Genomic DNA, 13256 nt, shown 5'->3' with positions numbered 1-13256 from the left:
GATCAGACGGTCATGGATCGGCTCAGCGCCGGTTCGAGATCCTCGTGCAGCACATTCGCGACGCGGCCCTGGAGAAACGCCTTCCGCATCGAGCTGCGCCGGACCTTCCCACTGGTAGTGCGGTGCACCGACCTGGGCGCGACGAGAACGACATTCGGCGCGGGCACGTCGAACCTGCGAGCGATCGCCGACTTGATCGTCGAGGTGAGTTGGGCGAGGGTGGTGTCGCCTTGCAGCGCCGTCTTGACACCCTGGAGCACGACAAGCCTCTCCCGGCCGCTCGCATCGACGGATATGGCGACGCCTGCACTGCCCGCGAACGCCGGATGCAACTCGCCGATCATCCCCTCGATGTCCTGGGGATAGACGTTGCGTCCGTTGACGATCAACAGATCCTTCAGGCGGCCCGCGACGAACAACTCGTTGTCACTCAGCAGACCGAGATCACCGGTGCGCAGAAACGGTCCCTCGGTGCCGAGGTAAGCCTCGAAGGTTTCGCGGGTCTCCTCTGGGCGGTTCCAGTAACCGACGGCGACACTGCCGCCGCGAATCCAGATTTCGCCGACGGTGTTCTCCGGCAGCTGTTGCCGCCGGTGCGGGTCGACGATCCGGATATCGAGACCACGGGCCGCGTGTCCGCAGCCGACGAGCCGAGTTTCGTGGCCGATGTCGAGGAAGACCGGCGCCGAAGGGGCGGTTCGGCCGCTGGCGAGCAGCGTCACCTCGGCCAGGCCGTAGGCCGGCCGGAATGTCGTCGGCCGCCAACCCACGGACGCGAACCGTTCGAGCACCGCCGTCATGGTCCGCTCACGGATCGGTTCGGCGCCGCTGAGCGCGATCTCGAGCGTGCTGAGATCGAGATCGGCCAACTGCTCGTCGGTCACCCGGCGCGCGATCAGGTCGTAGGCGAAATCGGGTGCGGCGGTGAAGGTCCCGCGATACTTGTTGATGGCGCGCAGCCAGCGCACCGGGCGCTTGAGGAACGTCGTCGGCGCCATGAACACCAGGTTCGCGCCGGCGTATACCGCCCCCAGCAGCAGCCCGATCAGACCCATGTCGTGAAAGTGCGGAAGCCAACCGACGCCGGTGCCGGCATCGTTCATCCCGCCCGCGGCGATGGCGGCCTCGTTGTGCATGAGATTGCCGTGGGTCACGACAACGCCTTTGGGTGTGCCGGTTGAGCCGGACGTATATTGCAGGAAGGCGATCGTGGCGGCGTCGATGGCGGGCATCCGCCACGCGTCGGGCTCACCGAGCGGACCGTCGGCCGCGACTACGGTCACAGGCGCAGCCGCTTCGACCAGCGGCTGGAAGTGCGCGGTCGTGAGTACCAATCGGGCGCCGGAATCCGCGATCACACTTGCCAGTCGTCGCGTGCTGTTCGCATCGTGCGGCACGGGCGCGGGAACTGCCACGACCCCGGCGTACAGACACCCGAGAAACGCCCGCAAGAAGGCCATACCGTCGAGATAGAGCAGCACGACCGGCTCGACCGACTCCGGACGGCCCGCGAGCCAAGCCGCGAACGCTCTGGCGTCACGGTCGAGTTCACGGTAGGTGCGGATCTCCTCGCTGAGCTCGAGCCCGGCCTCACGAAGATAGGTGTATGACCTGGCATCCCCATATTCGGCAACCTGTTGCCTCATGTGGTGAACGAAAGTCGGCTGCATCTCGTGGTTCCTTCGTAGCGATCGGCATCGGGAGTTCGGCTACTACTGTGCGCTGGCCACAACCGCAGAACCAGGGACCGCAGGGAGCGCCCGGCAAACCCACAGGGTGGCATCGTGACACCCCTGGGGTGGTGGCATTCCCGCGCCGCCGTGTAGATAGCTGCCGATCTGCTGACCGCACATATCCGTGACCGGCCGAGGACCGTCGCAACACTAGTTGCTTAGCGCAAGCAATCACTATATAGTTGCATAGCGCAAGCAACTTATCTCGTCTGGAGCGGCCATGGCAGTCTCGCCCGATACGGCTCATGAGCGGGCCCGCCTGATCCGGGCGACGGATGATGGCCGCGATCTGCTGCGCCGAGGCTCGCACCGAGGCGGGACACGCGAGTGCCGCACAGCAGGACGCCAAACAACCGGCTCTGCTGGACTGAGTCGCGGATACGGGTAGAGCCCCGAAGCCTTCGGGGCTCTACGCGTCTGTCACCAGTGCCAACTCAGCGGGGCGGACGCTCGGCGGAGCGCAAATCGACGGTCGTCGCCGAGGTCAGGGCGACGGCCAGGCAGCGCAACTCCCCTGGTATCAGTATCGATCGGATCGCGCCCTGGAAACACTCGAGCATCGCGCCGTCGGACCACCGCACGTCGTAGCGGTACCAGCACCGACCCGCGCCGCCGGCGCGCTGGACGTCCCGCTCGACCCGCACGGCCAGTTCGGCGAGCGCCGCGCGAACCTGACCGGGCGCGCCGGTGCTGGCGATCTTCCACCACGGCCGATTGAAGTAACCTGGCTCGGAGATCTCGACCAGGTAGAGCAACGGCATCCCCACGACGTCGGAGGCGGTCATACCGCTCAGACTGCCGCAAAACGGACTGGACAGATGGGTGAAACGCCGGGCGTCATCAATGCGAGACCTACCGCCCGGCGCTGACCGCGTCAGGAGCCGACGCGGTCGAGCAACCAGCGTGGACCGACCGCATCCGCGCCGTGAACCGCCACGCGGTCACGCAGTCCCCGGTCCGCCGTCACCACGGTGATCGGACGGCGGTCGTCCTGCGCACGAGCCGCGGCCACCACACCGACGATCGCGTCGTCGCCCGAACCGTCCGCCCGCACCACCCGCACGCCGCCGACCTCCGGGTCCGCCGCATCGACCGCGGTCTTCGCCGCTCCCTCGAGCACCACGATCACCTCGGTGCGTTCCGCCAGACGTTCCGGCAGTCCGGCAATCCGCTCGAGCAGTCGCCGAGCGGCACCCGGGCGGTCGCGCCACCATCCGTCGGGTCGTGAACCGATGACATTCGCGGCGTCCACCACGATCAACCGAACGCCCTCCGCCGTCACCCCCTCAGTCTCCTCCCACGGTGAGCACCGCATCGGCGGCGGATTCGGCTCCCTCCGGCCGCGCCGCTCGCACCGCGGCGAGGGCGTTGATCCTGCCGTACCCGTACTTGTCGCTGTGGCCGTCGGACCCGTAGCCGCCACCCTGCGGATCGATCTTGTCGCAGGCGCCTTTCAGCAGGTTCTTCACCTCGACCCAGGACAGCCCGGGATTCACCGACAGCATCAGGGCGACTGTCCCGGCTGCTCCCGGGCAAGCGCTGGACGTACCACCGAAGTCGTTGGTGTAGTCGCCCGCCGCGTCGCCCGACGCCGTCGTGCCGGGGTTGTAGCCGTCGGCACCGTGCCGGTCCACCGTCCAGATTCCGGGCGTGAGCGGGGCGGGATGCCCGAACGGGCGGTGCCCGATGTCGCTGCTGGGGAACGCACACCACACCGCTTTGCCGAAATCGCTGTACACGCTGCGCTTACCGGTGTCGTTGCAGGCCGCGACGGCGATGACCTTCGCGAAACCGGCATAGCCGTCGTTGTCGACGGACTCGTTGCCGTTGCCCGCCGCGAACAGCACCACACAGCCCTTGCCGCCGCGTCCGCTGGTGACGGCGTGCTCGATTGCCAGCCTGGTGCTCGCGGGCAGCGCCACGACCCGGTTGTGCGCCGGATCGCCGGGCTGGAACCATGCGCCGTCGGCCGGGCCCCAGCTGCACGAGATGACGTCCGCGCCGTGGTCGGCGGCCCACTGAAAGGCGTCCGCCTCGGCCTGCGAACCGAGCCCGGAGGCGAGCCGGATCGGCATCAGCCGGGCTTCCGGCGCTACTCCGGATGCTCCGGCCGTGCCGTTGGCGCAGGCCACGCCCGCGCACGCGGTGCCGTGATTGTCACCGTTGTCGGGGCCGGTTCCGAAACTGTCCTTCGGGCGCGGATCGCCGGTCTTCGCCGTGACGTCCCGTGGCGCGATGATCTTGGCGGCACCGGCGAATTCGGGATGGTCGATGTCGATGCCGTCATCGATGATCGCGATCGTCACCCCGGCCCCTCGGGTGATCGCGTGGGCGGCTTCCACTCCGGCATGCGCGTCGATCGTGACACCGCCGATGGCGGTCTTCTTCAGATGCCACTGCTGGGGAAAGATGGTCTTCTTGGCGCGGCTGCGGATCAGCTCGGGATGGCAGTACTCGACGTCGTCGCGATTCAGCAGCGCGGCGGCGATGTCGAACACCTGTTGGCCGGTGCCCTCCGTTGCCGCCGTGAAGTACGCATTGTTCGCGTACGAAACCTCTTGCTTCACAGTAAGATTCGCAGCTTCGAGCACAGCGAGACAATGCTCCCGATCGACGCGGTCGACGAACTTCACGAAGATGTTCTCCGTATAGAGCACCGGTTCCCCGGTGCCAGGATCCACCAGGACGTGCCCGGCGAACCGCACCTCCGGCGCGGCGTCGAGCACCGGCTTGCGCTGCTCCACCGATCTCGATCCCGCGGGCAGCCGGTAGACCTCCACCCCCGCCTCCGGGTAGGCCTGCACCAGTGTCGCGTCGTCGAGTTCGGCGCCGAGCGGGGTGCGCACCGACCCCGATTGCCGCCGGATCCCGCGACCGCTGTGCGTGCGCACCACGATCAGATCGGGACTCTGCGCCAGCTCGAAACCAGGATCGTCCTTCGTACCGAAATTCGCCGTGGGCACCATGATCTCCTTCGCCGTGGGGACCGAAGCACCAACTATGAACCAAAACTGCGGCCACCGCGGAAACACGGAGTAGAGCGACACTCTCGTGTCGGCGGCTCCCGCCTCGGCAGACCCATGGAACCCGCAGGCCTCGCGCCCGGGACTTCTCGCCGTGGATCCGGACCGGTACGCGAATCCACGGCGAGAGACGACGGGTCACGCGGACAGCCGCGCGACGGGTCAGCGGAAGGCCCGCCGGTACTCCTGCGGCGTCACCCCCACGGTCTTGCGAAAGACCTTCCGGAATGCGGCCACCGAAGGAAATCCCGTTCGAACGGTGATGCACTCCATCGTCAGAATGGTCGTCTCGAGCAACACCTGCGCCCTGCGCACCCGGGCGGTCTGGAGCCACTCGTTCGGCGTCATCCGGACCTGCTCGTGGAAGCGCCGGATCAGCGTGCGCTTGCTGACTCCGGCTCGTTCCGCGAGATCCAGCACGGTGATCTGCTCACTGAGCATCATCTCCGCCCACTCCAGTGTGGGATTGATGGACTTGCTGTCCGCCTCCGAGCGCGGACGTTCCACGATGAATTGCGCTTGTCCCCCGTCGCGGGTCAACGGCATCACCGACAACCTGGCGGTATCCGCCGCCACCGCGGTCCCGTAATCCGTGCGCACCATATGGAGGCACAGATCCAACCCGGCCGCGGCGCCGGCCGAAGTCAGGATGCTCCCGTTGTCCACGTAGAGCACCGTAGGATCCACTCGAACGCGCGGATAGCTCCTCGACAATTCGGTAGCGGCCATCCAATGCGTCGTCGCGCGCTTTCCGTCGAGCAACCCCACCGAGGCGAGGGTGAACGCGCCCAAGCAGATCGATGCCACCCTCGCACCTCGCTCATGGGCGCGCACCAACGCCTTTCGCAACCGATCCGGTATCTGCGACCGATAACTCATCGCTCCCGGCACGACGATGGTTTCGGCCTCGTCCTCGAGATAGTCGATTCCCCCGGGACATGAGATGTCGAAGAACTTCGACGGAACGTCCGACTGCACCCCGCAGACCTGAACCTCGTACGCCGCGGTGCCGTCTTCCTGCATGGCCCGCCCGAAGATTTCGAGCGGAACCGAGAGATCGAACGGAATCACGTCGTCGACGGCCAGAACAGCCAATGACCTCATGTCCTCGACCTAGTCGACCCGCTGCTGCGAGTCCGGTCCCGTCACCACCAACCCGGCGCGGATCAAGCGCTTCAGGGCGCGCCCTTGCAGCACCGTCAACTGTGGCGCCAGCTCCGACCACCGGGCGGGACCACGCTTCAGCGTCTCCCACAGTTGCTCGCCACCGTCGCGCTCCAGGCACCGCACCTCGATGTCCGGGTCGGCCGCGGAGTAGATCCGATGGCAGGCAACGGCGTCGGCGAGCGGCGACGGCGCCGCGTCGCTGTTGGCGATGGGGTCCCGCCAGTAGGCGGCCAGTCCGTCGCGAACCACCTGCGGAATCTCGAACGGCGGCGACATCCCCTTGAAGCCGGGGATGTCCGCCGCCACGCCGGTGCGAATGCGTGCGTCCGGAGACAGCGCCACGATGTCGTCCTGCGCCAGTTCGACCGCGTCGGCCGCGGTGAAGGCCCGCAGGTACGGTCCTTCGTTGGCGAGGTCGCGCGGATCTCGGGTGCCCTTGGTCATGATGTTCAGCAGGTCGGGCACCAGCGCGGTGTTCAGCAACGCCTGGAAGGTTCCCTCCGTCGCGTTGTCGGCTTCGACTCGCCTGCCTTCCGCGCTCCAGTAGGGGCTGTCCGGATGCGAGCGAGAGATCTCGTGGTACCACTGGTCGATACTCAGCGCCCAGGTCTCCGCCATCCCGCGCCACTCGACGTCGTAGTCCCGCCACAGATCTCGCTTGGACTGCTCGTCCAACTCCTGGTCGAACGTCTTGCGCAGCACCAAGGCGGCCGCCCACGCTTGCGTGACGGCGAAGGACATGCCGGAGGAGAAGAGCGGATCGACGAAGTACGACGCGTCCCCGACCGCCATCCAGCGATCCTCGTACGAGCCGAAGCATTCGCTGACCCTGGAATAGTTGGTGGCCGTCAGCATCTCGTCACGGATCGGCTCCGCGTTCGCCACCAGATCCTGGAGCACCGGAATCGACTTGATCGTCTTCAGGAAAATGTCCGGATCACGCAGATCCACCCGCGCGATCGACTCCGGATTGGTCACGACGCCGATCGACCACACCGTCTCCCGCACGCCGTCGACCAGCCGGGGCGTCGGGATGTACCACACCCATCCGTGCTCGAACGCCACCGCGTAGATCGGGGACAGATCGTCCGCGCGGAACACGTTCCAGTCCCCCGCCGCCCGCTGGGCGGGCACGCAATTGCGGTAGTGCGACCACACGGCTACGTTGCGGTAGTCCGAGAGCCACTGCTTGTCGCGCTGCGACCCGCGGGCGGCCACTTGATTCGCCCTGCCGGAAGCGTCGACGAAATAGCCTGCCGTGACCTCGGTTCCGTCCTCCAGCACGACCGTGGCCCGGTCCGCGTCGGCGAGGAACCGCACCACCCGCACGCCCTGGAAGACGTGCGCGCCGCAGGACTCGGCGTGCTCGAGCAGCACGGTGTCGAATTCGGCGCGGTTGATGTGCACCGACCAGCGGTACACACCGTCGACCAGATAGTCCGAGTGCTCGAAGAAGCCGACGAACGGCCGCTCGGTGTCCCACTGGTAGATTCCGCCGAACTTCTGGATCCAGCACTCGCTCGCCAGCACCTTCTCGAGCGCGCCGCTGGCTTGCAGAACGGGGACCAGCGGGTGCGCACCCGATTCGCCGATGTGCTCGCGCGGGAACACCTCGCGGTCGAACACCGCCACACGCAGATCGGTGTCGCGGCAGAGCATCGCGGCGAGCGTGGACCCGGCGGGCCCACCACCCATGATGACGACGTCGTAGTCGTCCGCTGGTCCGGAGATTGAATTAGCCATTGATATTCCTCCCTGATGGCCGATTTCTCAGATGATCTGGATGCGCTGGAGGTGCCGCGAGACCGACCCGGTGAACGAGTTCCGGCCGTGCAGCAGAGCGTGGTTCTCGGCCACGACGATGTCGCCGGTCCGCCACTCGTGGGCGTAGCAGTAGCGGGCGTCGTGCAGCCGCTCGCGCAGGTCCTCCATGACGCGCACGCCGTCCTCGGCCGAGATGCCGTCGACGGTCAAGAACAGCGGATTGGCGTAGCGCGCGGGATCCAGGGGCTCGGCGTATCTGATCGTCGTCTCGCCGGTGGCCGGATGGGTGCCGAGCAAGGGCCATTCGGCCAGGCCGCCGTAGTGCGCGAGTTTGTCGGTGCGGTACGTGATCGAGGTACGGGCCCACAGTTCTTTCAGGTCTTCCGGGGCGTCCCGATAGGTTTGGACGCTGTCGCAGAACACGGTCTCGCCGCCCGCGCCCTCGCCGCGCAGACATTGGAAGAGGAAGAATCGAGGCACCTGCTCGGCGAACGCGCCGTCCCAGTGGAACGGGACATCGCCTTTGTCGAACAGATAGTTGTCGGGAGTGTCCCGGACCACCAGATCCAGGATCGACCCGAAGTTCCATTGCAGGATCTCTCCCGCTGTCCGGCAATAGTTTTCGAGTTCCTGCTTGCCGAGCAGGCCGAATCCGCGGAGTACGACCACTTTCGCATCCAGCGCCAGCGCGAGCAGTTCCTCGACCGGCACATCGGCGAGGGTTCGTCCTTCCGAACCGGACTCCACCAGGCGGCCGAACGGCCGCAGCGGCTCCCCCTCGAGCAGTACCTCGTTCAAGCTTTTCGTCATGTGTCTCCTCAGGTTCACTGTGTTTCGATCTCTGGTGTCCGTCCGAGGACGAAATGACTGGGGCGACTGTTGCGCCACACCAGACGAGCACCAAGCTCCTCGGCGTGCATCCGCTTGACCAGCGAGTAGTTCGTTCCGTCGTCGAGCACCACGCCGTGCCACGGAGTCAGCCAGCTGTCCTGGGTCCGCAGCAGATGGAAGCCGATCTTCTCGGAGTGATTCGTCTGCGGATGGATCGACAGCCGCACCGCGTCGGGGAAGATCTCTCCCATCAGACGGCTCCACGCCTGACTGCGCTGCACCACCGCGTAAGCGGTCTCCTTCGATCGGTTGCGCCGCTTCGTGGCCGACAGGTCGGGCAACAGCACGGCGTTGTCCTCGACCATGAACCGGTGTATTCCGTTGAACATGCGCCGGGCCGCGGGTTCCGTCCGGATCGCCTCGCGCAGCGCGTCGATGCCGTCGGAGTACTCGGCGAGCAGGCGGCGCCTGCGTTCGTCCCAGGACATCTCCGGCATGGCGTCGCGCAGGCCGTACAGGCCGACGGAGCCGCCGCCGGTCGAGCGGATGACGCGGCGGAGTTCGTCACCGTAGTCGTCCACGTGAACGTCCGGGATGCCAAGCGTGTCACTGAACACGTGGCCGTCGGAGCAGATGGTGACGATGGCGCCCGGCCGGTAGACGGCCGAGATCTGGTCACAGAATCCCTGCAGGGACTCGATCGCCAGAGTTTCCGCCATGTCGGGCAGCCGCCCCAGCGTCTTGCGGCGGTTGCGCGACTTCGCCGGGAACGCGGGGATGATGAAATGGACCGGCACGCCGGCCTCGATGTATCGGATCACTTTGCTCAGGTGCGGCGCGAAGCAGTCCGCACAGGGAGCCACATCGCACAGCGACTTCTCCTCGGCACTGCGCCGACGGGCGAAGACCATGCGAAGGATCCGGGTGGCAACCGACTCGACGTCGTCGTCGGGTCTCGGGTGGGCTTGTGGTCGCTCGAGCTCCTGGAGTCGCTCGGAGCCGTTGTCGACAGTCGTACTCATCACTACCTTCCGGACACACAAAAAGAGCGCACGCAACCGGACGGCACAGAAAAATTCCCGCGATCAGCGCGGAGCGAGCCGTCGGCATCTGCTTGCGATCAGAACGTCGTGCTGGGATACGGATTCAGTGCCGAAATTCATTCGATACCCGAGAACCGCGAGCCCCGATGCTCACAGCCGGATCCGAATCACCTACCCCAATTGATCCAGCACCCCCCATGTTTTAAACGGTTCTGTGGTTTATAACACCAGGATAGCGCTGCCCGGACAGGGCGGCAACCATATTGTTTTCCACCGCAGGGAAGGCAATTCGGCGGTGCATGGCATCGCCACGCACCGCCGAACAGGTAATTCGATTGTTGCCGACAGTAAACCGAAGCGCCTAACTCGCCACCTTTTCCGCGACAACCGCGACGCGTTTCGGCCGGGCGAAGCGGCGCATCGCGGGAGATTCCACAAAGGTGAACAAAGACCATGCGGCGAGAATATTCAGGAAGAACAACGCGACGATCAGCGATACCGCGACCGGCGCGCTGAAGGTGGCGGCGTCCATCGTGCGGCGGACGTAGAACAGCGTCACGCCTTGACAGATGTAGAAGGCGAAGGAGATCTCACCGAGCCGCACCATGAGCCTGCTGGACAGGAACCGCGAGGCGCCGTCGAGGTCGGACTGGGCGGCGGACCCGATCAACAGCGCGAGGGGCACCGCGGTCGCCAGGACGAAGCCGACGTAGAACGGCGTGTACATCGCCACCACGTATCCCGCGACCACCGCTGCGAGAGACGCCCAGAGCGGCACCCGTATCCAGCGCCCCTCTTGCACTATCCGTGCCACGAACACGCCGAGGAAGAATTCGAACAGCCGCGACGGCGGAAAGAGATAGCCGAACCAGAGCTGCAATACGGGTATGGGTGTGAGCTCCGACTTCTCGGAACTCGGTATGACGAATGCGGTCAGCAGCACGATCACACAGATGCCGGCCACCATGGCGGCGGCGCAGTACCACAGGTATTTCGACTCGATGCGCAGTACGACCGGTATCAAGAACGGGAACAGAACATAGAAAAGGAGCTCACAGGACAATGTCCAGGACGGCGTGTTGACCCCCGCGTTGATGTAATTCTGCGGGAACCAGGCATGGATCAGGAATAAATTCGGCAGCCATGCCTTCCACGGCGTGATAGCCGCCGCGAACAACACCATCGAGGCCACCCACAGCGTCAAGTGATTGGGAAATATCTTGACCACTCGCCGCCGAATGAACTGCAATTTGCTCGATCCCGGTTTCCACGACCAGGTCAGCACGAAGCCGCTCAAGACGAAGAAGAACGACACCCCGAGAAAACCCGCCTTGCCGACCACCCATGCCGCGTCGTAGGCGATATCCGGGTCGGCGAACAGATTGACCGGTTTGTAAGGCGGTATCGGCGAGGCGGGCAGCATCACATGGAAGACGAACACCGAGAACGCCGCGAAGAACCGCAGTCCGGTCAGGGACGGCAGCCGCTTGCGATTATCGACTTCCATCGCGATCAGCCCAGACCCACGACGAAGGGGAATTCCGGCCTGCCGCCCAGCACGAAGGCGCCGGTGGACTGGATCACCTGGTCGTGCGCGATGATGTGCCGCGCCATCGTGTTCGTGTCACGCAGCCAGATGTCCAGCGGATTCGGCCGGTAGATCGAATCGGTGCCGACGAGTTCGCACAGCCGGGTGAGGATGCGCTGCGCGGCGCGGAACGCGTTGGTCCTCGCCAAGGCGGTCGCGATCCGGAGATCGGTCGGCAAGTCCGCGAAACGCCTGTGGTCCAACGCGTTCCACAGCTCCTCCACCGTGTTGACGACAGCGCCGCGCGCGACGATGTACTCCATCTCGCACTCACCGAGCAGGTACTGGGCGCGGTAGTTGTCCGCCCACTTCTGACCGGTCGCGTTCACCGTCTTCCCCTCCGCCAGGCCGCGGACGTAGTCGAGGGCCGCACGGGCCGTGCCGAGCGGGACACCCGGCATGATGCGGGCCAGCGCCTCCGGTTCGGACAGCTTCCCGCGACAGCTCTTCCGTTCACTGAACGCGAAGGAATGGTGCTCCGGGACGAAGAGACCCTCGACCGCGTAATCGTTGCTGCCGCTGCCGCGCAAGCCCGTGGTGTCCCAGGTGTCGAACACGGCGACCTGATCGCGGGGCATGAAGAAGAGCCGGACGACCGGCGCGCCCTCCGCGGTCTCTTCCATGCGACCGCCCGATGTCACGAAAGCGCCGCCGATGACCAGGTCCGCGTGCGTGATGGCGCTGCCGAACTTCCAACGCCCCGTCAAGCGATAACCGTTCGCCACCCGCTCGGCGCGGCCGGCCGGGAAGATCAGTCCCGCGGTGATCAGATCCTGGGTCGGCATCAGCTCCGCGACGGCCCGCTCGTCGAGATAGCCGGCGTAGATGCCGGTCGCGGCGCCGATCATGGCGCACCAGCCGGTGGCGGTGTCGCCGTAGGACAGCGCCTCGACGACCTCGAATTGCTCCAGCGACGTCAGGCCGGGGCCACCGATCTCCGCACTGAAACACATGCGGTACACACCGATCTCACGCAGCCGCTCGACGATGTCGGAGGGAAGCCTGCGCTCCGCATCGATCTCACTGCGACGTGCCGCCAGATCGGGAACCAGCGAACGCACCGCGGTCAGCAGGGATGTCGCCGAAATTGTTGCTGCAGTCATTGCGGAACTCCTAAGCCAGAGAAGTTGCGTGCGGTCCCGGCCGCTCACGCTGGAGCAGTTCGATCGCCGAAGTGGTCTGCTCGGGACCGAGGGCCGAGTAACCGCCGTCCACGGTCCATTCGGCTCCGGTGACGAAGCTCGCCTTGGACGAGGCGAGAAACGCCGCGACTTCGCCGATCTCGCGTGCGTCTCCCGCCCTGCCCAGCATGTGGAACCGGGAGGCCACCGCATCGGTGCGGGCTCGGTCCCCTTCGGTGATCTCGTTCATCACGCGAGACCAGGTCCAGCCCGGCGAGACACTGTTCACCCGGATCCCGTCGCCCGCGTATTCCAATGCGAGACTGCGGGTCAGCTGCAACAACCCCGCCTTGCTGACCGGGTATCGAACGCGCCCGGCCTGAGCTACTCGCCCGCTGGGCGAGGTGAAGTTGACGATGGACCCCGCCGTGTCCCGCAGTCGGTTTCGGGCCTCTTCGCACAACATCGCCGTACCGACGACATTGGTGTTCAGCACCTCGAGCCACTCGGCCCGCGCATCCGCGCCAGGCCCGTCGTCACCGTAGACGCAGGCGATGTTGACCAGCGCGTCGATGCGTCCGTGCGCGTCGGCCGCGTCCGCGACGAACGACCTGACCGACGAATCGCTGCGCAGGTCGACGGGTACGAAGAGAGCGCGCTCGCCGATCTCGGCGGCCGCCTTCTCTCCCCCGTCCGTATCCAGGTCACCCAGTACGACATTCGCCGAATAGTCGGCGAAGACGCGAGCGACTTCGGTGCCGATGATGGTTGCCGCACCGGTTACGAGTACTGTCTTACCTTCGAACAACGTCGACTCCCCTCGGCTGCGCCCTCCGACCGGCGCAAGCCATGGATCGAAGTATTCCGAACGGAAAGAGCGACCAGCCAGTACCTTTCGCGACAGACATGCACACCTTTGCGCCAGCCCGCGCCGACACCCTCGCGAATGTGTCGTAGATCACTCTCGACGCTCGCTCGTCGGGCCG

11 protein-coding genes are annotated in these 13256 nt (G+C 65.8%); all 11 read right to left on the bottom strand.

The window, feature by feature from the left end; genetic code table 11:
* Positions 1-2: 2 nt before the first annotated feature.
* Complete coding sequence (locus ACWESM_RS13745; RefSeq protein ID WP_452491980.1) at positions 3-1646, bottom strand: fatty acyl-AMP ligase; 1644 nt, start codon at positions 1644-1646, stop codon at positions 3-5.
* A gap of 521 nt (positions 1647-2167) precedes the next feature.
* Positions 2168-2518 (bottom strand): hypothetical protein, encoded by a 351-nt coding sequence (locus ACWESM_RS13740; protein WP_356965407.1) that lies wholly within the window; start codon positions 2516-2518, stop codon positions 2168-2170.
* An 89-nt stretch (positions 2519-2607) separates the two neighbouring features.
* Positions 2608-3048 carry a hypothetical protein gene (locus ACWESM_RS13735; protein ID WP_452491979.1) on the bottom strand — a complete coding sequence of 147 codons (441 nt, stop codon included), beginning with the start codon at positions 3046-3048 and terminating at the stop codon, positions 2608-2610.
* The gene (locus tag ACWESM_RS13730) at positions 3020-4699 is read right to left on the bottom strand and encodes a S8 family peptidase (RefSeq protein ID WP_452491978.1); all 1680 of its coding nucleotides are present in this window, start codon (positions 4697-4699) and stop codon (positions 3020-3022) included. The genes ACWESM_RS13735 and ACWESM_RS13730 overlap by 29 nt, the downstream gene beginning before the upstream one ends.
* A 219-nt stretch (positions 4700-4918) precedes the next feature.
* A complete protein-coding gene (locus tag ACWESM_RS13725) occupies positions 4919-5860 on the bottom strand; it encodes a GlxA family transcriptional regulator (RefSeq protein WP_356965410.1) in 942 nt (313 codons plus the stop codon).
* Positions 5861-5869: 9 nt separating this feature from the next.
* The gene (locus ACWESM_RS13720) at positions 5870-7666 is read right to left on the bottom strand and encodes an NAD(P)/FAD-dependent oxidoreductase (RefSeq protein WP_452491976.1); all 1797 of its coding nucleotides are present in this window, start codon (positions 7664-7666) and stop codon (positions 5870-5872) included.
* A gap of 27 nt (positions 7667-7693) precedes the next feature.
* Positions 7694-8497 (bottom strand): TauD/TfdA dioxygenase family protein, encoded by an 804-nt coding sequence (locus ACWESM_RS13715; RefSeq protein WP_364435722.1) that lies wholly within the window; start codon positions 8495-8497, stop codon positions 7694-7696.
* A gap of 14 nt (positions 8498-8511) precedes the next feature.
* Positions 8512-9540: an isocyanide synthase family protein gene (locus ACWESM_RS13710; protein WP_364435725.1), complete on the bottom strand. Its 1029-nt coding sequence runs from the start codon at positions 9538-9540 to the stop codon at positions 8512-8514.
* A gap of 382 nt (positions 9541-9922) precedes the next feature.
* A complete protein-coding gene (locus tag ACWESM_RS13705) occupies positions 9923-11068 on the bottom strand; it encodes an acyltransferase family protein (RefSeq protein ID WP_356965413.1) in 1146 nt (381 codons plus the stop codon).
* Between the two features lie 5 nt (positions 11069-11073).
* Positions 11074-12252 carry an acyl-CoA dehydrogenase family protein gene (locus tag ACWESM_RS13700; protein WP_397281266.1) on the bottom strand — a complete coding sequence of 393 codons (1179 nt, stop codon included), beginning with the start codon at positions 12250-12252 and terminating at the stop codon, positions 11074-11076.
* 10 nt (positions 12253-12262) lie between these two features.
* Positions 12263-13078, bottom strand: a complete 816-nt coding sequence (locus ACWESM_RS13695; protein WP_364435732.1) for an SDR family oxidoreductase — start codon at positions 13076-13078, stop codon at positions 12263-12265.
* Positions 13079-13256: the final 178 nt, after the last annotated feature.

Source organism: Nocardia sp. NPDC003999 (assembly GCF_053604885.1).
Note: the sequence above shows the minus strand (reverse complement) of the source record. Positions and strands in the feature narration are given on the sequence as shown.

Excerpts from the sequence above, each read along its gene's own strand:
- ACWESM_RS13745 (WP_452491980.1), bottom strand. The coding sequence starts at position 1,646 with ATGAGGCAACAGGTTGCCGAATATGGGGATGCCAGGTCATACACCTAT.
- ACWESM_RS13740 (WP_356965407.1), bottom strand. The coding sequence starts at position 2,518 with ATGACCGCCTCCGACGTCGTGGGGATGCCGTTGCTCTACCTGGTCGAG.
- ACWESM_RS13735 (WP_452491979.1), bottom strand. The coding sequence starts at position 3,048 with ATGCGGTGCTCACCGTGGGAGGAGACTGAGGGGGTGACGGCGGAGGGC.
- ACWESM_RS13730 (WP_452491978.1), bottom strand. The coding sequence starts at position 4,699 with ATGGTGCCCACGGCGAATTTCGGTACGAAGGACGATCCTGGTTTCGAG.
- ACWESM_RS13725 (WP_356965410.1), bottom strand. The coding sequence starts at position 5,860 with ATGAGGTCATTGGCTGTTCTGGCCGTCGACGACGTGATTCCGTTCGAT.
- ACWESM_RS13720 (WP_452491976.1), bottom strand. The coding sequence starts at position 7,666 with ATGGCTAATTCAATCTCCGGACCAGCGGACGACTACGACGTCGTCATC.
- ACWESM_RS13715 (WP_364435722.1), bottom strand. The coding sequence starts at position 8,497 with ATGACGAAAAGCTTGAACGAGGTACTGCTCGAGGGGGAGCCGCTGCGG.
- ACWESM_RS13710 (WP_364435725.1), bottom strand. The coding sequence starts at position 9,540 with ATGAGTACGACTGTCGACAACGGCTCCGAGCGACTCCAGGAGCTCGAG.
- ACWESM_RS13705 (WP_356965413.1), bottom strand. The coding sequence starts at position 11,068 with ATGGAAGTCGATAATCGCAAGCGGCTGCCGTCCCTGACCGGACTGCGG.
- ACWESM_RS13700 (WP_397281266.1), bottom strand. The coding sequence starts at position 12,252 with ATGACTGCAGCAACAATTTCGGCGACATCCCTGCTGACCGCGGTGCGT.